The 18,374-nt window shown below is 62.3% G+C and carries 17 protein-coding genes and 1 tRNA gene; 2 read left to right on the top strand and 16 right to left on the bottom strand.

All coding sequences use genetic code 11. The annotated features are described in order from the left end of the window. Window position 1 precedes the first annotated feature (1 nt). Window positions 2-583, bottom strand: coding sequence for an NUDIX hydrolase (locus HD842_RS16500; protein ID WP_183555808.1), 582 nt, complete (start codon window positions 581-583; stop codon window positions 2-4). A 182-nt stretch (window positions 584-765) separates the two neighbouring features. Here HD842_RS16500 and HD842_RS16495 point away from each other — a divergent pair. Both HD842_RS16495 and HD842_RS16490 read left to right on the top strand, forming a co-directional pair. Continuing rightward, a tRNA-Met gene (locus HD842_RS16495) sits at window positions 766-842 on the top strand. A 175-nt stretch (window positions 843-1,017) separates the two neighbouring features. Beyond that, window positions 1,018-1,431, top strand: coding sequence for a T6SS immunity protein Tdi1 domain-containing protein (locus HD842_RS16490; RefSeq protein ID WP_183555807.1), 414 nt, complete (start codon window positions 1,018-1,020; stop codon window positions 1,429-1,431). Window positions 1,432-1,434: 3 nt separating this feature from the next. On the opposite strand, the gene HD842_RS16485 is transcribed toward HD842_RS16490, so the two are convergent. The 15 genes from HD842_RS16485 to HD842_RS16415 all read right to left on the bottom strand — a co-directional run bounded on the left by HD842_RS16485 (window position 1,435) and on the right by HD842_RS16415 (window position 18,351). Next, window positions 1,435-2,361 (bottom strand): DNA-3-methyladenine glycosylase family protein, encoded by a 927-nt coding sequence (locus HD842_RS16485; RefSeq protein ID WP_183555806.1) that lies wholly within the window; start codon window positions 2,359-2,361, stop codon window positions 1,435-1,437. Continuing rightward, the gene (locus HD842_RS16480; protein ID WP_229424791.1) at window positions 2,361-3,278 is read right to left on the bottom strand and encodes a DMT family transporter; all 918 of its coding nucleotides are present in this window, start codon (window positions 3,276-3,278) and stop codon (window positions 2,361-2,363) included. Before HD842_RS16480 ends, HD842_RS16485 begins: the two co-directional genes overlap by 1 nt. A gap of 92 nt (window positions 3,279-3,370) precedes the next feature. Continuing rightward, window positions 3,371-4,366 (bottom strand): XdhC family protein, encoded by a 996-nt coding sequence (locus HD842_RS16475; protein ID WP_183555805.1) that lies wholly within the window; start codon window positions 4,364-4,366, stop codon window positions 3,371-3,373. A gap of 83 nt (window positions 4,367-4,449) precedes the next feature. Further along, a complete protein-coding gene (locus tag HD842_RS16470; RefSeq protein WP_183555804.1) occupies window positions 4,450-5,544 on the bottom strand; it encodes a M48 family metallopeptidase in 1,095 nt (364 codons plus the stop codon). 21 nt (window positions 5,545-5,565) lie between these two features. Next, window positions 5,566-6,015, bottom strand: a complete 450-nt coding sequence (gene dut, locus HD842_RS16465) for a dUTP diphosphatase (protein ID WP_183555803.1) — start codon at window positions 6,013-6,015, stop codon at window positions 5,566-5,568. Window positions 6,016-6,053: 38 nt separating this feature from the next. Continuing rightward, window positions 6,054-7,274 carry a bifunctional phosphopantothenoylcysteine decarboxylase/phosphopantothenate--cysteine ligase CoaBC gene (gene coaBC, locus HD842_RS16460; RefSeq protein WP_183555952.1) on the bottom strand — a complete coding sequence of 407 codons (1,221 nt, stop codon included), beginning with the start codon at window positions 7,272-7,274 and terminating at the stop codon, window positions 6,054-6,056. 19 nt (window positions 7,275-7,293) lie between these two features. Then, entirely contained in the window at window positions 7,294-7,836 is a 543-nt protein-coding gene (gene lspA / locus HD842_RS16455) for a signal peptidase II (RefSeq protein ID WP_183555802.1), read from the bottom strand. Window positions 7,837-7,854: 18 nt separating this feature from the next. Beyond that, window positions 7,855-10,740: an isoleucine--tRNA ligase gene (gene ileS / locus HD842_RS16450; RefSeq protein WP_183555801.1), complete on the bottom strand. Its 2,886-nt coding sequence runs from the start codon at window positions 10,738-10,740 to the stop codon at window positions 7,855-7,857. 112 nt (window positions 10,741-10,852) lie between these two features. Further along, entirely contained in the window at window positions 10,853-11,824 is a 972-nt protein-coding gene (locus HD842_RS16445) for a bifunctional riboflavin kinase/FAD synthetase (protein ID WP_183555800.1), read from the bottom strand. Between the two features lie 301 nt (window positions 11,825-12,125). Then, entirely contained in the window at window positions 12,126-13,355 is a 1,230-nt protein-coding gene (locus HD842_RS16440; RefSeq protein ID WP_183555799.1) for a tetratricopeptide repeat protein, read from the bottom strand. 71 nt (window positions 13,356-13,426) lie between these two features. Further along, window positions 13,427-13,861 carry an ExbD/TolR family protein gene (locus HD842_RS16435; protein WP_183555798.1) on the bottom strand — a complete coding sequence of 145 codons (435 nt, stop codon included), beginning with the start codon at window positions 13,859-13,861 and terminating at the stop codon, window positions 13,427-13,429. 74 nt (window positions 13,862-13,935) lie between these two features. Then, window positions 13,936-14,355: an ExbD/TolR family protein gene (locus HD842_RS16430; RefSeq protein WP_183555797.1), complete on the bottom strand. Its 420-nt coding sequence runs from the start codon at window positions 14,353-14,355 to the stop codon at window positions 13,936-13,938. 3 nt (window positions 14,356-14,358) lie between these two features. After that, a complete protein-coding gene (locus HD842_RS16425) occupies window positions 14,359-15,306 on the bottom strand; it encodes a MotA/TolQ/ExbB proton channel family protein (RefSeq protein WP_221290656.1) in 948 nt (315 codons plus the stop codon). A gap of 84 nt (window positions 15,307-15,390) precedes the next feature. After that, complete coding sequence (locus HD842_RS16420; RefSeq protein WP_183555796.1) at window positions 15,391-16,056, bottom strand: energy transducer TonB; 666 nt, start codon at window positions 16,054-16,056, stop codon at window positions 15,391-15,393. Window positions 16,057-16,827: 771 nt separating this feature from the next. Beyond that, window positions 16,828-18,351 carry a SpoVR family protein gene (locus HD842_RS16415; RefSeq protein WP_183555795.1) on the bottom strand — a complete coding sequence of 508 codons (1,524 nt, stop codon included), beginning with the start codon at window positions 18,349-18,351 and terminating at the stop codon, window positions 16,828-16,830. Window positions 18,352-18,374 lie beyond the last annotated feature (23 nt).

The raw sequence follows: 18,374 nt of genomic DNA, 5'->3' as shown, positions 1-18,374 counted from the left end.
GTCAGTCCGGTTCGCGTGGGGCCATCATGGGGCGGTTGACGGCCACGCTGTGAAAGCCGAAGTCACCACCCTCGCGCACTTTGATCCGGTCGGCAAAGAACAGTTCCAGCGTCGTACGGATCGTGGGGAAGGCCAGGTCATCCCAGGGGATGGTGGCTTCGGTGAACAATTGCACGTCGAGGCTTTCGATGCCCGCTGCATAGTCGAGGTCGCGCAGGCGTGCCAGGTAGAACAGGTGCACCTGGTGTACGTGGGCGACATTGAGCAGCGAAAACAGCGGGCCAAGCTCGATATTGGCGCCGGCTTCTTCTTCGGTTTCGCGCTGCGCCGCCTGTTCGGTGGTCTCTTCGTTTTCCATGAACCCGGCCGGCAGCGTCCAGTAGCCGTAGCGCGGCTCGATCGCGCGCTTGCACAGCAGGATCTGGAGTTCGCCGTCGCGTTCCCACACGGGAATCGAACCGACGACCAGCTTCGGGTTCTGGTAGTGGATCGTGTTGCAGTGCGTGCACACGTAGCGCGGCCGGTTGTCGCCTTCGGGAATGGCCAGCACGACAGGGTGGGCGCACTCGGAGCAGAATTTCATGGTGGATAGGGCAGGTTGGTCGTGGCAATACTGTACACCGAATGCGGCGTCGGCAGGGCCAGGGGGCGTGTTTGCAGCGGGTGCCCGCGCGCTTCGCCGAGATATAAGTTTCTTCAATAAGCCATGCATTGAGGATTGGATTTGCTAAATGACGCACGGGGGCGTATAATTCATTTCACAGACGCGGGGTGGAGCAGTCTGGCAGCTCGTCGGGCTCATAACCCGAAGGTCACAGGTTCAAATCCTGTCCCCGCAACCAAGATTAGAGGCCGTTGATTCGAAAGAATCAGCGGCTTTTCGTTTTTCTGGCCTCGTCCTGAGGCTCTTGCTCTTCCATAACGGCCTCGATCCAGCGCAACGTCACGCGTCTCTGCTGCAATGCACGCCAGCCTGCCCGGTCCAACTTGCAACAGACGACAAGTCAGGGGCAAGTCATGATCGATGTAGACGACATCAACCAGGCCTGGGGCTGGGTCGGCATGAGCGCGGTGGAAGTGCTTGGCGCCAATGCCTTCGGCAATCTCATCATCCGCGACGAGGACGACAAGTTCTGGTGCCTGCGCCCGCACGAACTCTGTTGCGAACCACTGGCCAGCAACCGCGCTGCGCTCGATGCCCTGTCGTACAACCAGGATTTTCTCAACGACTGGTATATGCCCGAGGCCGTGTGCCTGGCCGAGGCCGCGCTGGGGCCACTGACCGACGGGCGCACCTACTGCCTGAAAATTCCCAGTGCGCTGGGCGGAAAATATGGGTGCGATAACCTGGCCATCGCCCCGCTGGCGGCGTTGATCCGGTTTTCGGGCGAGGGGGCGCAGCAGTTCGATGGTTTGCCGCGCTGGAACTAGGGACTAGGCAGACTCGTTTGTTGGCGGTGCGTCCGCCAGGCTCGCCCACAGGTAGGCAGCTGCCATCGTGCGATGCGGCGCATAGCGTGCCAGCATGCGCTCTGCTTCCGATACCGTTGGCCGGACTGCGCTGCCAGAGAGCTTGTGCAGGGCGGCGCGCACCGCGACGTCGCCTTCCAGCGAGCAATCCGGGTAGCCATAGCCGCGCAGCAGCACGTAATTAACGGTCCACGGACCAATGCCCTTGATGGCCAGTAGTGTTTCGCTGACCTCGGCGCTCGCTGAGCCAGAAATATCCTCCACGCCAGCGTGCCGCTCGAGCACCAGGCTGCCATCGACCACCATGCGCGCCACGCGCAGGATCGTCTCGGCCTTGGCATTCGAGAATTTGCGGCCCGTGAGTTCGCTGATGTCGAGCCGGGCCACGTCTAGCGCCTCCGGATAGCACCACAAGCCAGACGAATGCGCGCGGCCCGCCAGTTGAATGAGCGTGCGGCGCAGCGCGATGGCAAATGTCAGGTTGATCTGCTGGCCGATGATGGCCCAGGTCAGCGCTTCGAAGATCGTGGCCGACTGCACGATGCGCAGGCCCGGCTGGCGCGCCGCGACCGGCCCCAACCACGGGTCGTCCTGGACTGCCGCGCCGAATGCCGCCGGATCGATCCGCAGGCCCAGCACGTTCAGCAGCGCCTCGTGCGCCTGCACCTCCAGGGCCGGCGTGCTTGGGCCGTCAAAGGTCACGCTGCAGTGCGCTGCGCCGGCCTCGAACCGGATGTCCAGCAGCGTCGGCACACCACCGAGCAGGATGCCCTTGCGCAAGCCATCCGCGTCGACCTGCTCGGCCACGCGCTCGGGATCGCGGCCATGGAAGGCCAGCACGTCGGCGACGCGGTAGCCGGGCGGCAGGGCGATCGCGTGGGATGCAGTCATCAAATTCCCGTTGGCGCTGGCACGCGCCGCCAGGCCGGCTTGAATCCGGTCACCAGCGCCGTGCCGAGCAGGACGATCGCCGAACCGGCGATCGTGTGCCAGCCGATCACCTCATGCAGGAACAGCGCGCCCCACAGGATGCCGAACACGGGGCTGAGGAACGTGACCGTCAGCGCCGATGTGGCGCCCACGTCTTCGATCAGCTTGAAATAGACGATGTAGGCGATGCCGCTGCAGACCACGCCCAGCGTCACCACGGCGGCCATGATGCCAACCGTCGGCTCGCCCGGCGCCGGGAAGAACGCGACCAGCGGCAGCACCAGCAGGGCCGAGGCCCACATCGAGCCGTGCGCATTGGCGAACGGCGCCACGCCGCCCTTGCTGGCGGCGGCCGACTTCGTGTACTGGCTGGCGACGCTGTAGCTGAACGCGGCGATCAGCGCCGCGGCCACGGCCAAGCCCGCGCCGGGCCGTTCGGTCACATGATCAAAGCCGACCAGCAGCGCAACGCCGGCGGTGCCCAGCAGCAGGCCGAGGGCGCTGCGCCGCGTGACCTGCTGGCGCGCCCACACGGCGCCGACAAGCGCGCCCCACATCGGCGCGGTGGCGTTGAGCACCGCCAGCACCGACGCCGACAGTGTGCGCGCCGCAAACGCGAACAGCAAGAAGGGCAGGGCAGAGTTGAACAGGCCCAGGATCAGGTAATGCTGCCAGTGGCGCCGTACGTTCAGCAGCGCACCGCGCCCGCGCAGATGCAACACCCAGCTCACCAGCGCAAGAAACACGGCCGCCAATGCGAGCCGGTATTCGATCAGCACGGCCGGGCCGAGCACCGGCGCGGCGATGCGCATGAAGAGGAAGGAGCCGCCCCAGATGGCGGCCAGCGCAACGAGGCGCAGCATGTTCGCGGTGTTCATGACGTCGAAAGAAATGGCCAGTTGTCAGGCTGACCATTGTGGCAGGGCCGGCAGCAATGTGCCAGCCGCTTCTTGCCATCGATACCCGTTCGTCAGGCGGCGCTGGCGAGCGTCAGTGCGGCCGCATGCGGCATGAGTAGCGTCTGTGGCACCGCGTTCTTCACGGCCGTCATTTCAGCCATGATCGACACCGCGATTTCGGCCGGGGTCTTGCTGCCGATGTACAGGCCGATCGGCCCATGCAGGCGCGCCAGCTCAACATCCGTCAGGTCGAACAGCTTGAGGCGTTCGCGCCGCTTGGCGTTGTTGGCGCGCGAGCCGATCGCGCCGACGTAGAAGGCCTCGGACTTGAGCGCTTCCATCAGCGCCAGATCGTCCAGCTTCGGATCGTGCGTGAGCGCCACGACGGCGCTGCGCGCATCGAGCTTGGCGTCGATCACCAGGTCGTCGGGCATCGCGTGTACCAGCGTCACACCGGGAATGTGAAAGCCGCTGCGGTATTCTTCGCGCGGGTCGCACACGGTGACGCGGTAATCCATGCCGGCGGCGATCTGCGCCAGGAAGCGCGACAGCGGGCCGGCGCCGATGATGTACAGGCGCCAGCGCGGGCCGTGCAGCGTGTGCAGTACGCCATCCTCGACGCGCTGGATGGCCGTGGCCTGCGCCGTGGACAGCGTGACGGCGCCGGTATCCAGCTGCACGCTGCGCTCGACCAGTTCGCCCTCGCCAAGACGCGCCAGCAGCTCGTTGATGCCGCTGTCGACCGACAGCGGTTCGATGGCCAGCTCGATGGTGCCGCCGCAGGGCAGGCCGAAGCGGTGCGCTTCGTCGGCGCTGATGCCGTAGCTGATGATTTCGGGGAGGGTGATTTCGATGCCGTTGTCGCGCACGCGGGCGATCAGGTCGTCCTCGATGCAGCCGCCGGAGACCGAGCCGACCACCTGGCCGTCTTCGCAGATGGCCAGCGTGGCGCCCACCGGGCGTGGGCTGGAACCCCAGGTCTTGATGACCGTGACCAGCTGGCAGCGCTGGCCGCCGTCAAGCCAGGCGGCGCAGGTTTTCAGTACGTCGAGGTCGATGCTGTCCATGGTGTTCGTGTCGCCGGGGCGGGTGAATAAGATGGACAATCATACAAAAAAAGCGCCGCACGTGTCGGCGCGCAGGCCAGTGCTCAAGGCACCAGCGGTTTCTTGGCGCTTTGCTTGGCCTTGACTTCGGCCACGGTCTTGTCGATCGCCGCCACGCGCATCGGCGTGGCCGGGTGGTTCGCGGTGTAGCCATTGAGGATCTTGGCCGGGTAGGTCGCCGCCAGGCGCTTCCAGAATGCGGACGCACCTTCGTAGCGGTAGCCGGCGCGTGCCAGCAGGTAGACCGCCAGGCGGTCGGCTGCCACGTCGTCGGCCGCCGGCATTGCCTTGATGCCGCCGCTGCCAATCAGCATCGAGGTATCGGGCGTGATGGCGGTGAGGTTGTCGATGATGCTGCCGATGGTGGCCGCATTGCGCTGCGTGGCCGCATGGCCCAGCATATTGTGCGCCATCGTGCGCGCTACCACGTACGCCAGTTCGTCATCGTTCTGCGCGAAGCCCAGCATGCCGCGCGTGACCATCACGCGGCTGCCGTCGGCGTACGCGTTGATGTTGTCGGCGTTGCCCAGCTCAATGGCGAAGGCGCAGGCGCGCGTGACGGGAATGGTGAGGTCGCGCGGCTTGCCACTGCGTTCGATCGACAGCGGCAGGCTGGCCTGCTTGGCCATGATCGGGCCGAACACGGCGCCGGCCTTGCTCAGGGCATTCGGTCCCACGGGCAATGGCGTGCCGGCGGCGGCCAGCAGGCGGTCGCCCTGGCGCAGGCCAGCCTTGGCCGCGCCGCTGCCGTTCAGGACATTCGTGACCTGCAGATGTTCGTCCATACCGAGCACCACCCACGCTGCCTCGTTGTACTGGCCCGGATAGGTGTAGCGGTTCTTTGCCGTGAAGCCCAGCAGGTTGCGCGCGTGCTTGGTGCACAGCGCGGCGTTGTCGATCAGGAGGGGGGCGGCGACGCGGTACAGGCGGTCGTGCTGCGTTGCCATGCGCTGGAGCACCTCGGCGGCGGCGGCCATCTGCGGCGTGACCTCGGGCTTGCCCGGCGCCTGTTCGACCGGCACGGCGCCCGGCTCGGTCGACGATTGCATTGGTCCCGGCGTGCTGCAGGCAGCGAGCAGCGCTGCCGTGGCGACGATCAACGCCGGGGAAGTGAATCGGTACAGGCGCTGGATGCGCATCGGGGTGCTCCTCATGGTTTGTTATTGTTTGCCGGTGCTGCCGAAGCCACCGACGCCACGGTCGCTCGACGCGAAGTCCGTCACCACGTTGAAAGCCACTTGCAGTACCGGCACGATGATCAGCTGCGCGAGCCGATCCATTGGTTGCAGCACGAAGGCGGTGCTGCTGCGATTCCAGGTAGAGACCATCAGCTGGCCCTGGTAATCGGAGTCGATCAAGCCTACCAGATTGCCCAGCACGATGCCGCTCTTGTGGCCAAGGCCACTGCGCGGAAGGATCATCGCGGCGTAACCCGGATCGCCGATATGGATCGCCAGACCGGTCGGCACCAGCACGGTTTCGCCTGGCGCGATGGTCAATGGCGCATCGAGGCAGGCGCGCAGGTCGAGGCCCGCGCTGCCCGGGGTGGCGTAGGCCGGCAGCAGGTCCTGCAGGCGCGGGTCGAGGATTTTGAGATCGATATGTTTCATTACAAATTCTTGGGTAAACAGGTAATCAAATGAGCAGATCAGGTGAGCAGGGAGCGTTGTTCGAGGCGCTTGCCGATCTCGGACACCAGCTGGCGCGCCAGCGTGAGCTTGTCGGCGCGCTCGAGCAGCACGTGGCCGTGTTCGTCGAACAGGATGATCGTGTTGTCGTCCTGGCCGAAGGTCTGCGGCCCGATATTGCCGACCAACAGGGGGATGCCCTTCTTTTCGCGCTTGGCCGCGCCGTAGGCTTCCAGCTGCTCGGATTCGGCGGCAAAGCCCACGCAGTACGGCCAGCCCGACAGCGACACGGTTGCCGCGACCGAGGCCAGGATGTCCGCGTTCTGCGCGAATTCCAGCGCCGGCGGGGCGCCATCAGGCGTCTTCTTGAGTTTCTGGTCGCTGGCATTGACCACGCGCCAGTCGGCCACCGCGGCCACGCCAATGAACACGTGCTGGCCCGTGACGCCGGCCATCACGGCGTCGTGCATCTGCTGCGCGGTGAGCACGTCGATGCGGCGCACGCCATGCGGCGTGGGCAGCGACACCGGCCCGGAGACCAGCGTGACGTCGGCGCCGGCTTCACGCGCAGCGCGCGCGATGGCGTAGCCCATCTTGCCGGACGACAGATTGGTGATGCCGCGCACCGGATCGATCGGCTCGAACGTCGGCCCGGCCGTGATCATCACGCGCCGGCCGGCCAGCACCTTCTGCTGGAACGAGGCAATCAGTTCGTCGACCAGTTCATCCGCTTCGAGCATGCGCCCCATGCCCGTCTCGCCACAGGCTTGCGCGCCACGGCCAGGGCCGAACAGGCAAATGCCGTCAGCGCGCAGCTGCGCTACATTACGCTGCGTGGCCGGGTTGTCCCACATCTCGACGTTCATCGCCGGCGCCACGTGCAGCGGCACGTGACGCGGCCGTGCCACGCACAGCAGCGACAGCAGATCGTCGGCCGCGCCGTGCACCAGCTTGCGGATGAAATCGGCCGAGCAGGGCGCGATCAGGATCGCATCGGCGCCCCGGGTCAGGTCAATGTGGGCCATGTTGTTGGCCATGCGCGCATCCCACTGGTCCAGGTAGACCGGGTTGCCCGACACCGCCTGCATGGTGACGGCGCCGATGAAATGCGTCGCCGCCTCGGTCATCACGACCTGCACGCTGGCGCCGTGCTTGACCAGGGCGCGACACAGCTCGGCCGCCTTGTAGCAGGCGACACCACCAGTCAGGCCCAGGACGATGCGCTTGCCTTTCAGGTCCATGCTCATGGCTTCGTCCCGGTCACGACTTGTTCACGCGCCGGAATTCATCCAGCACGAACAGCACGGCGCCGACCGAGATGCCGATGTCGGCGATATTGAAGGCCGGGAAGTGGCCGATGCCGGTCCAGTAGAAATCGAGGAAGTCGATCACGTGGCCATGCACGACGCGGTCGATGCCGTTACCGACCGCGCCGGCCATGATCAGCGCGAGCGCGAAGCAGAACAGGCGCTGCGTCGCATTCTTGCTCATCATGTACAGGCAGAACACCACGGCGCCAATGGCGATACCCAGGAACAGCCAGCGCTGCCAGCCGCTCGCGTCGCCCAGGAAGCTGAACGCCGCCCCCGGGTTGTACACCTTGATCAGGTTGAAGAAGCCCGTGATCGGCACCGTCTCGGCGTACGCAAAGGTGCGTTCGACGGTGAGCTTGGTCACCTGGTCGAGCAAGACGATGATCAGGGACAGCCCGATCCAGGGGAACATGCTGGCGCCGACGCTCTTGTTCGTGCTGCGCTTGACTAAGGTGGCGCCGGACGGCGCTGGTTTCTTTTTGGTTGCCATGGTGTCTGGACCCGGTACTTATGCGAAGCGGCGCGCTTCGCCGGCGCCGAAGAGGTTGCTCGTGCAGCGGCCGCACAGCGTTGGATGCGCAGGGTCGTGGCCGACGTCGCGGCGATAGTGCCAGCAGCGCTCGCACTTCTCGGCGTCCGACGGCACCACGGCCACGGCTTCTTCAGCCTCGCTTGCCACTTCCGTGACGCTCGCCTGCGACGTGATGAAGACGAACTTCAGGTCGTCGTCCAGGCTGGCCAGCGCGCGGTACTTCTCGCCCGAGGCCTTGATCGCCAGTTCGGCCTGCAGCGACGAACCGATCGCGCCCGAAGTGCGCACTTCTTCCAGTTGCTTCGTCACGTCCAGGCGCACCTGGCGCAGCAAGGCGTACTTGGCCAGCAGCGCATCGCCATCCGGCAGTTCGGGGAAGGTCCACAGCGTCTGCGTGAAGATGGTTTCATCGCTGGCGTTGAACGTTTCCTGGTCCGCAAACACGGCCCACGCTTCTTCGGCCGTGAACGACAGCACCGGCGACATCACGCGCAGCAGCGCATGCGCGATGTGCCACAGCGCGGTCTGCGCCGAGCGGCGCGCCGGTGAATCGATGCCGGTCGTGTACAGGCGGTCCTTCAGGATATCCAGATAGAAGCCGCCCAGGTCTTCCGAGCAGTAGTTCTGCAGGCGCGAGACGACCGGGTGGAATTCGTAGCGCTCGAAGTGGGCCGCCACGTCCTTCTGCAACTGGGCCATCGAGGCGATCGCGTAGCGGTCGATCTCGAGCAGCTCGCCCATCGGCACCGCGTGCTGCGCCGGATTGAAGTCCGACGTATTGGCCAGCAGGAAGCGCAGCGTGTTGCGGATACGGCGGTACGATTCGGTCACGCGCTTGAGGATTTCTTCGCCGATCGACAGCTCGCCCGTGTAATCGGTCGAAGCTACCCACAGGCGCAGGATGTCGGCGCCGAGCGTGTCGGAGATTTTCTGCGGCGCCATCGTGTTGCCGAGCGACTTGGACATCTTCTTGCCATGTTCGTCGACCGTGAAGCCGTGCGTGAGCAGCGCCTTGTACGGCGGCTCACCATTGAGCATCGACGACGTCAGCAGCGACGAGTGGAACCAGCCGCGGTGCTGGTCGGAGCCTTCCAGATACAGGTCGGCCGGGAAGCCCAGCTGCTCCTTGTGCGAGCCGCGCAGCACGGTCTGGTGGGTTGCGCCCGAATCGAACCAGACATCGAGTGTGTCCCTGTTCTTTTCGTAGATCGCGGCGTCGTCGCCCAGCAGCGTGACCGGGTCGAGCGTGTGCCAGGCGTCGATGCCGCCCTTTTCGAACAGCTTGGCCACTTGCTCCAGCAGTTCCGGCGTGCGCGGGTGCAGCGTGCCGGTTTCTTTGTGGATGAAGAAGGCCATCGGCACGCCCCACTGGCGCTGGCGCGACAGCGTCCAGTCCGGACGGTTCTCGATCATGCCGTGCAGGCGCGCCTGGCCCCAGTCCGGGAAGAACTGGGTCTTGGCGATGCCGGCCAGCGCCGTCTGGCGCAGGGTCGGGCCGCCATCCTTCGGCGTGAGGTCCATGCCCGCGAACCACTGGCTGGTGGCGCGGTAGATGATCGGCGTCTTGTGGCGCCAGCAGTGCATGTAGCTGTGATCGAACATCTTGAGTTCGAACAGCGCACCGGCTTCGGTCAGTGCCGCGCAGATTGGCTTGCTCGCCTCCCAGATGGTCAGGCCGCCGAACAGCGGCAGCGTCGAGACAAAGCGGCCGTCGCCCATGACCGGCTTGAGGATGTCGTCGTCCTGCATGCCGTGCGCCTTGCACGACACGAAGTCTTCCAGGCCATAGGCTGGCGCCGAGTGCACGACACCGGTACCGCTGTCGACCGTGACGTAGTCGGCCAGGTACAGCGGCGAGAGGCGGTCATAGAACGCATCCTGCGCATGCAGCGGGTGCTTGAAGTTGATGCCGGCCAGCTTTTCGCCGACGGTGGTGGCGACGACCGTGCCTTCGAGCTTGTAGCGCGTCAGGCACGATTCGACCAGCTCGGAACCGAGGATCAGCAGGAGCTGCTTGCCGTCACGTTCGGTCTGTACCAGCGAGTACTGGACTTCCGGACCGGCATTCAATGCCTGGTTCGACGGGATGGTCCAGGGGGTCGTGGTCCAGATGACGATGAAACCGTCACCTGCGGGCAGTTTGTCCAGGCCGAAGGCGGCAGCGATTTTTTCCGGTTCGGCAAACGGGAAGCCGACGTCGATCGCCGGGTCGCGCTTGTCCTGGTATTCGACTTCGGCTTCGGCCAGCGCCGAACCGCAATCGAAGCACCAGTTCACGGGCTTCAGGCCCCGGTAGACATAGCCTTTTTCCAGCAGCGTGCCGAGCGCGCGCAGCTCGTCGGCCTCATTGCTGTAGGCCATGGTCATGTAGGGGTTATCCCATTCGCCAAGCACGCCCAGGCGGATGAAGCCGGCGCGCTGGCGGTCGATCTGTTCGAGCGCGTAAGCGCGGGCCTTTTGCAGCACCTCGGCCGTCGGCAGGTTCTTGCCGTACAGTTTTTCGATCTGGATCTCGATTGGCATGCCGTGGCAATCCCAGCCTGGCACGTACGGCGCGTCGAAGCCCGCGATCGTGCGCGACTTCAGCACCATGTCTTTCAGAATCTTGTTGACGGCGTGGCCCAGGTGGATATCGCCATTCGCATACGGCGGGCCATCATGCAGGATGAAAGTCGGGCGGCCCTTGGCTGCCTTGCGCACGCGCTCGTAGATTTTCTTGTCCTGCCACTGCTTGACCCAGCCCGGTTCGCGCTTGGCAAGGTCGCCGCGCATCGGGAACGGGGTATCGGTCATATTGACCGGGTATTTGCTCTCAGGCTTTTTGCCGCCCTTGGCAGGGTTGTGCTGTTTGGTATCGGACATAAGGTTCTTTTGTTGGGTGTTCGTGTGCACGGCGCCTTGCGCCGCGTCGAATGGGGTCTGGCAAACAGGGTGAGGCGCTTCCTGCCAATCGTCGACTGGCCGGGAAGCGCACTCAAATTCGGTCGGTCGCGTTCAGCGCGCCATTACGCCGGTCGAAGAACGCGCGCGCCTGCAGCGCGTCGTTGTCGATCGCGGCCGTGAGCAGGGCCAGGTCGGCGTATTTTTCTTCGTCGCGCAGCTTGGCCAGAAACTCCACGCGCACCAGCTTGCCGTAACACTGGCCGGCATAGTCGAACACATGGACTTCGAGCAAGGTGCGGCCGGCGTCTTCGACGGTGGGGCGCACGCCCAGGCTGGCCACGGCCGGCAGCGGATGCTCGGCCAGGCCATGCACCTGCACGACGAAGATGCCGGACAGGGCAGGGCGGTGCGTGACGCGCAGGTTCAGTGTCGGGAAACCCAGCGTGCGGCCAAGCTTGGCGCCATGGATCACGTGGCCAGACATCGCATAAGGATGCCCGAGCAGTCTGCTGGTGGCGCAAAAGTCGCCCCCGGCCAGCGCCGCGCGCACGGCCGAGGACGAGATGCGCCCGTCGCCATGCATCACGGCGCCGAGCGTGTGGACCTCGAAACCGTGTTCACGGCCGGCCTCGGTCAGCATCGCGATGTTGCCGGCGCGGCGCGCGCCAAAGCAGAAGTCGTCGCCCACCATCAGCCACTTGACGTGCAGGCCGTCGACCAGCACGCGCTGGACGAAATCCTGCGGCGACATGGCGGCAAACTGTTCATTGAAATGTTCGACGATGACGCGGTCGATGCCGGCCTGGTCAAGGTCTTCGAGCTTGTCGCGCAGATTGGCCACGCGTGCCGGGGCTTTGGACGGGTCGCCCAGTTTGTGGGCAAAGTATTCGCGGGGATGGGGCTCGAACGTCATCACGGCCGCGTCCAGACCGAGCCGGTCGGCTGCGCCGCGCACTTGCGCCAGCAGGGCCTGGTGGCCGCGATGGACGCCGTCGAAATTGCCGATCGTGAGTGCGCAGGGTGCGCGCGCCCTGTCGTTGGGAAGTCCGCGAAATACCTTCATCAAGTCTGGTTCCGGTTGCGCGCCATGCTATCGGTATGCGGCGCCAAAAGCCTGATTATACGGGAACTGCGCGGCAACTCCGACGTTGCATAGAAGGAATGGTTGGCCGTCGATCTTGCAGGGTGCGGCGTGCAGATGCAGACCAAATAAAAACGCCGCCCGAGGGCGGCGTTCTGGCCGATTGCAACGTAGGGTGGACGGCTATGCCGTCCACGCGTTCAAACCAACCTCGCTCATGGTATGCGACGTTACGTTGAACACGTGGACGGGGAACCCGTCCACCCTACCGCTTTCTAACCAGTTACGACAGTGGGTGGTTGACTGCCAGGATCCAGTAGCGGGCCAGTTCGGCAGTGCCGTCCTTGCCGCCAACGGTCTTGAAGGCAGCGATGGCTTGCTGCTTCTTGCCAGCGACAGCGTAGGCTTCGCCCATGCGCAGCTTGGCTTCGTCGGCATTGCGCAGGCCACCGGCCTTGATCGCTTCTTCCATCATCTTCAGACCCTTGTCGGTCTGGCCAGCCTGCACCATTGCGTAACCCAGGCCAACCATCTGGTCTGCGTCCTTGGCAGCGGTGTACTCGGCTTCGAGCGCAGCAAAGTTCTTGTTTTGCTCAGCCAGGTTCTTCTCGGCCAGTTCCTTCAGGCGCTGGTGGCGCGCGGCATCGGCACCGGTGCCCAGTGCGCCGGCCTTGTAGCCGCGGTCGATGATCTTGAGCGCTTCGGCCGGCGCTTTCGCCTGCAGCACCAGCTGGGCCATTTCCATGAACTCGCTTGGCTTTTTGAGCAGGTTATTGGCCAGCTTCAAGCGGTAGACGTCGATGTTCAGACGCTGCGAGTAGCCTGGCTGACGCTGCACACGGTTCAGCAGGTCGGTCCAGTACTGGGCTTTCGGGTAGCCTGCTGCCAGCTTCTCGATGGTGCGGACATAGCCGGCCGTATCGTTTTTCTTGAGCTGGATATTGGCCAGCATGCCGAGCTGATCTTCGCTCAGGCGGCCGCTTTTTTCGATTCTGCTCAGTTCCTGCTCGAGCGCGGCGGTGTTGCCTTGCTTGTAGTAGTTCTGCAGCAGGTAAGCGCGCAGCTTTGGATCATCCTTCTGCTTGAGCAGGTTCTGGATGGTGCTGTTGGCTTTGTTCAGATCGCCGGCGCGCATATAGATGCCGACCAGGCCTTCTGAGAATTGCGAACGCTCGCTGGCGTTCAGCTTGCCCGAATCGAGCAGTGCTTCAAACGATTTGGCAGCGGTATCAAAATCACCGGCCGACGAGGCTGCAGCGGCGCGCACGCGCTCGATCGTGTAGGTTTCGTTGGCGGTCTTGTTGCCCACTTTGTCCAGTCCACGCAGGGTCGCCAGTGCGTCCTTGTGCTTACCCTGTTTCATTTGTGCCTGGGCTTGCTGCAGTGGTTTGCCGATCTCCGCGCGCAGTGCTTCTGCAGCGACAGCGGAGGACAGGCCGATCACCGGAGTGGCGGCAACGAAGCCGAGTGCGGCCATCGCGATACTGAGGTGAGCGAGACGGAACTTGATCATCTGAAAAATCCTTATTTCAAAATGGACACGGCAGGGGGTAGCCCTGCCGTGTTGGTCAAAACATGGAACGATTACTGGAATTGCTCGTTACCGACCATGCCGATTTTGGTGACGCCAATGCGCTGGGCAGATGCCATCACGCCGGCTACAACTTTATACTCTACCAGCTTATTTGGACGCAGGTGCACTTCAGGCTGGTCAGCCATTGCTGCGACTGCATTCATCTTTGCTTCGAGGGCTGCACGATCCGGAATCACTTCGCCATCCCAGAGGATGGTGCCGTCAAAGTCCACATCGATGGTGACCACGACCGGTTTGACATCCGTCATCGGTGGCGGGGTACCCGTCGGCATGTTCAGATTGACCGAGTGGTTCTGCTTCGGAATCGTGATGATCAGCATAATGATCAGAACGAGCAGGACGTCGATCAACGGCGTCATGTTCATTTCCATCATCGGTTCCGGATCAGCATCCTTAGCGGAGCTCGAACCTACGCTCATACTCATGGTGTTTCCTTTTCAAATGTTGGGAGAAGGGCGCGGCGCCCGGCTCGATGAGCCTGACGCCGCGTGCAGGGCTATCAGCCCGGTGGTTCGATCACGAAACCAACCTTCTGCACCCCAGCACGTTGTGCCGTGTAAATGACCCGACCGATCGCTTCGTAGCGGGATTCCTGGTCACCACGAACTTTCACTGCCGGTTGCGGCACTTTCACCGACTGCTCCGCGAGGAACTTGAACAGCTCGTCCGTGTTCGCGAGGTGCAGCTGGTTATAGTACATTTCGCCGTCTTTATTGACGGTGATGTTAACGTCTTCCGGTTTGGTCAGGGTGACCTGGTTCTCTTCTGCAGGCAGGGTAACTTTCTGCAGCTTCAGAACCACCGGACTCGTGATCAGGAAGATGATCAGCAGAACCAACATGATGTCAACGAGTGGCGTCGTGTTGATCTCTGAATTCAGCTCATCTTCTCCGTTATCGGATCCGACACTCATCGACATAATTTATCCAATCTTCTTGGCGCTGATTGCTGCGTTCGAGGTCGACATTGCGCCCGAGATCAGGACCGAGTGCACGTCAGCCGAGAACGAGCGGATGTCTTCCAGCGCGGTCTTGTTACGACGAACCAGCCAGTTGTAACCCAGGACGGCAGGAACTGCAACGAACAGACCGAAGGCGGTCATGATCAGTGCTTCACCAACTGGACCTGCAACCTTGTCGATCGATGCGTTACCCGACATACCGATGGCGGTCAGTGCGTTGTAAATACCCCAGACGGTACCGAACAGACCGATGAACGGCGAGGTCGAACCAACGGTTGCCAGGAACGACAGGCCATCTTGCAGACGCGACTGAACACGGTCAACAGCGCGCTGGATCTGCATGGTAACCCAGGTCGACAGGTCGATCTGCTCGAGCAGGGCGCCATCGTGGTGCTGGGTAGCCTTGGTGCCGGTTTCAGCGATGAAGCGGAATGGCGAACCTTCTTTCAGCGTAGCCGAACCAGCGACGATCGACGGTGCTTTCCAGAACTTGGCTTTCATGTCTTTAGCCTGGTTCATCACTTTTTGCTGATCGATCAGCTTGGTGATGATGATGTACCACGAACCGATCGACATCAGCGACAGGATGATCAGGGTGCCCTTGTTGACGAAGTCGCCGTGTTCCCACATGGCCTGCAGGCCGTACGGGTTGTAGACTTCTTCGGTTTTTTCGGTGCCTGGTGCAGCAGCTGGCGCGCCGGCATCGGCCGGAGCAGCGGTAGCAGCAGCATCAGTAGCAGGCGCAGCAGCCGGATCAACGGCTGGTGCAGCTGCGTCGGTCGCCGCTGGAGCAGCTGCGTCGGTTGCCGGGGTTTGAGCGAAGGCTGGTGCCGACACCAGCGCCGATGCTGCGGTTACCGACAACAGGACAGCCGCCAGGAAAGCGGACAAACGGGTATTCTTAAACATGCTTCCTCCAAAATATTTAAATAGACAGTTCGCTGAACTTACGACAACGACAATCAAAGTTTGAGACGGTGTTTTGTCCCGGTTTTATTCCAGCGTCCAGACGTACTGCACCGCTGTCCACGCCTGTTCCGGCTTGCCATCGATCATGGCTGGCTTGAATCGGCATTTGCTCAGAGCCGATTGCGCGGCCCGGTCCAAGTCTCGGAAGCCACTTGACTTCGCCAGCTTGGCTTCCAACACGCGACCATCGACACCAATCAGGAATTGCAGGGTCGTGGTACCCGTTTCTTCATTGCGTTGCGACGAACGCGGATATTCCGGACGTGCGCAAGTATTAAAGTCTGCTACTGCTTCGCTGCGGCTGACGCCACGCGGTGCCGGTGGTGCTGGCGGCGCCGATGGTGCCGGTGGTGCAGGCGGTGCCAGCGACGTGGTCGGTGGCGGCGTCTGCGTCGCAGCGGCGATCACGTTCTGCGGCGGTGGCGGCTGCTGCACCTGCACTTCGACCGGCGGGATGAATGGAGGCGGTGGAGCCTTCATTTCCGGCGGTGGCGGCGGTGGCGGGGTTTCCGGTGGTGGCGGCGGAGCCACTTCTTCAATCAGCTTGGTCTCCACAGCTTCGGTCACCGTGCTGACGATCCGGGTCCCCAGGCCAGCAACGAGTGCCCAACCCACAAGGATGTGGAAGATGAGCACAACGATGAATCCTGTGAAATTTTTCCCGGGTTGCTTTTCGTTCGAAAAATTCATGCCATATTTCTCCAATGCCAACTCTTTTTTGTTGCTACCAAACCCACTAAATACGACGGAAACCTAGAGCCGCATCCGGGACATTCGAGGAATTATACCTACGAATTCTTTTTTGCACATACATTTTTACGGCGGCGAAAGGACCGCTAACTGCTTGTAAATGCTGGCAAACCAGCTCATCTATACAAGAACGGATGGGCTGCACGGCGGGGTTTGGAGGTCCGGAAAATGTGTCGTGTTATCTATGGATTCTCCTCGTTACGTGGAAGATCAATGCTCAGGCTGGTTTAGCCAAATTATTGTCGTTAATTGTGTTGTATGGCAAATTTCCTATGACGATGCGACGACTTTTGTGCAAACTATCGCTGTTCACCGGGACTTGCATCGGAGAACGAATCACCTGGAACAGGTACCTTCCTTCACAAGCTATAGATAAAAGTTATACGACTTCTCACCATTGAGATAACTCAACCGTGCGCCTAACAGGGGTTCAACTTCACAGGAATGAAAGCTGCGAGGCCGCACACCTGCTTCGCCAAACTATATTACTTAGTTTTGCTAGGTACTTCACCACCATATTGCCATGACGTAGATGTGACAGCGCCAACATGTGATGACGGCAACATACCATGAAATTCCGATATTGGCGATATCAAGCGAACACAAGTACGTACGTGTTCCTACGCACATGTGGTATTGACAGGTGAAGTGGGCTGAAAAGCAGGGTGCGGGATCGGCGCGAACGCCGATCCGTGGGTGAAGGACAGGCGTTCAGCGTGTGCGCTTTTCGCGCCGGCACTCGATGAAGCTGACAACGTGGCCGTCGGGATCGGCTGTCTCGAGGCGCACGTCGAAGCCCCACAGGCGGGCCACATGCTTGAGGACCTCTTGCGCCTGCTGGTTGAGCGGGCGCCGGTTGTACTGCGTGTGCCGCAGTGTCAGCGCGCGGTCGTCGCGTGTATTGACTTGCCAAACCTGGATATTCGGCTCGCGGCTGCCAAGATTGTATTGTTCGGCCAGCTTGTGGCGTACATAACGGTAGCCGGCGTCGTCGTGGATGGCTGAAATGGACAGTTTGTCGCTGCGATCGTCGTCCAGCACGGCAAAGAAGTGAAATTCGCGGATCAGCTTGGGCGACAGGTACTGCGCAATGAAACTCTCGTCCTTGAAATTGCGCATCGCAAAGTCCAGCGTCTTGCGCCAGTCGCTGCCGGCGATGTCGGGGAACCAGGTACGGTCTTCATCGGTCGGGTGTTCGCAGATGCGGCGGATGTCGCTCATCATTGCAAAACCGAGTGCATACGGGTTGATCCCGCTGTAATAGGGACTGTTGGCCGGCGGCTGGTAGACGACATTGGTGTGGCTTTGCAGGAATTCGAGCATGAAGCCGTCGCCGACGATGCCTTCCTGATACAGGTCCTGCAAAATCGTGTAGTGCCAGAACGTGGCCCAGCCTTCATTCATCACTTGGGTCTGGCGCTGCGGATAAAAGTATTGCGAGATCTTGCGCGTGATGCGCACCAGTTCGCGCTGCCATGGTTCCAGCAGCGGCGCATATTTCTCAATGAAGTACAGCAGGTTTTCTTCGGGCTCGGGCGGAAAGCGCACGGGCGCGGCGCTGTGCACCTGCTCTTCACGCAGCGGCAGCGTGCGCCAGATGGCATTGACCTGCGACTGGGCGTAGTCTTCGCGCTCTTTGGTGCGCGCCGCCTCTTGCGCCACCGACAGCTTGGCCGGGCGCTTGTAGCGGTCCACGCCATGGTTCTGCAGCGCGTGGCATGAATCGAGCAATTCTTCCACCGCATCGATGCCATGGCGCTGCTCGCATTCAGCGATGTAATTCTTGGCGAACACCATATAGTCGACGATGGCGTCGGCGTCAGTCCAGCTTCGGAACAGGTAATTGCCCTTGAAGAAGGAGTTGTGGCCGTACGCTGCATGCGCGATCACCAGCGCCTGCATCGTCAGGCTGTTCTCTTCCATTAGATAGGCGATGCAGGGATTGGAATTGATGACGATTTCGTACGCCAGGCCCATCTGGCCACGGCGGTAGCTTTTCTCGGTGCTCAGGAAATGCTTGCCGAACGACCAGTGGTTGTATGACACCGGCATCCCGACCGAGGTGTAGGCATCCATCATTTGCTCGGCGGTGATGATCTCGAGCTGGTTCGGGTAGGTGTCGAGGCCATAGCGTTGGGCCACACGCCTGATTTCTTCGTGCGCCTGCTCGATCAGGTCGAAAGTCCATTCCGACTGTTCGGGCAGGGCGCGCGGATTGTCCGGATCTCTTGGCATGAGGCACCTCGCTGCGGTTGGCT

The organism is Massilia aurea, assembly GCF_014200505.1.
Classification (GTDB): domain Bacteria; phylum Pseudomonadota; class Gammaproteobacteria; order Burkholderiales; family Burkholderiaceae_D; genus Telluria; species Telluria aurea_B.
Note: the sequence above shows the minus strand (reverse complement) of the source record. Positions and strands in the feature narration are given on the sequence as shown.

What these genes read in the sequence shown, in the direction of transcription:
- HD842_RS16500 (WP_183555808.1), bottom strand. Translation starts at nt 583, where the DNA reads ATGAAATTCTGCTCCGAGTGCGCCCACCCTGTCGTGCTGGCCATTCCC.
- HD842_RS16490 (WP_183555807.1), top strand. Translation starts at nt 1,018, where the DNA reads ATGATCGATGTAGACGACATCAACCAGGCCTGGGGCTGGGTCGGCATG.
- HD842_RS16485 (WP_183555806.1), bottom strand. Translation starts at nt 2,361, where the DNA reads ATGACTGCATCCCACGCGATCGCCCTGCCGCCCGGCTACCGCGTCGCC.
- HD842_RS16480 (WP_229424791.1), bottom strand. Translation starts at nt 3,278, where the DNA reads ATGAACACCGCGAACATGCTGCGCCTCGTTGCGCTGGCCGCCATCTGG.
- HD842_RS16475 (WP_183555805.1), bottom strand. Translation starts at nt 4,366, where the DNA reads ATGGACAGCATCGACCTCGACGTACTGAAAACCTGCGCCGCCTGGCTT.
- HD842_RS16470 (WP_183555804.1), bottom strand. Translation starts at nt 5,544, where the DNA reads ATGCGCATCCAGCGCCTGTACCGATTCACTTCCCCGGCGTTGATCGTC.
- dut (WP_183555803.1), bottom strand. Translation starts at nt 6,015, where the DNA reads ATGAAACATATCGATCTCAAAATCCTCGACCCGCGCCTGCAGGACCTG.
- coaBC (WP_183555952.1), bottom strand. Translation starts at nt 7,274, where the DNA reads ATGGACCTGAAAGGCAAGCGCATCGTCCTGGGCCTGACTGGTGGTGTC.
- lspA (WP_183555802.1), bottom strand. Translation starts at nt 7,836, where the DNA reads ATGGCAACCAAAAAGAAACCAGCGCCGTCCGGCGCCACCTTAGTCAAG.
- ileS (WP_183555801.1), bottom strand. Translation starts at nt 10,740, where the DNA reads ATGTCCGATACCAAACAGCACAACCCTGCCAAGGGCGGCAAAAAGCCT.
- HD842_RS16445 (WP_183555800.1), bottom strand. Translation starts at nt 11,824, where the DNA reads ATGAAGGTATTTCGCGGACTTCCCAACGACAGGGCGCGCGCACCCTGC.
- HD842_RS16440 (WP_183555799.1), bottom strand. Translation starts at nt 13,355, where the DNA reads ATGATCAAGTTCCGTCTCGCTCACCTCAGTATCGCGATGGCCGCACTC.
- HD842_RS16435 (WP_183555798.1), bottom strand. Translation starts at nt 13,861, where the DNA reads ATGAGTATGAGCGTAGGTTCGAGCTCCGCTAAGGATGCTGATCCGGAA.
- HD842_RS16430 (WP_183555797.1), bottom strand. Translation starts at nt 14,355, where the DNA reads ATGTCGATGAGTGTCGGATCCGATAACGGAGAAGATGAGCTGAATTCA.
- HD842_RS16425 (WP_221290656.1), bottom strand. Translation starts at nt 15,306, where the DNA reads ATGTTTAAGAATACCCGTTTGTCCGCTTTCCTGGCGGCTGTCCTGTTG.
- HD842_RS16420 (WP_183555796.1), bottom strand. Translation starts at nt 16,056, where the DNA reads ATGAATTTTTCGAACGAAAAGCAACCCGGGAAAAATTTCACAGGATTC.
- HD842_RS16415 (WP_183555795.1), bottom strand. Translation starts at nt 18,351, where the DNA reads ATGCCAAGAGATCCGGACAATCCGCGCGCCCTGCCCGAACAGTCGGAA.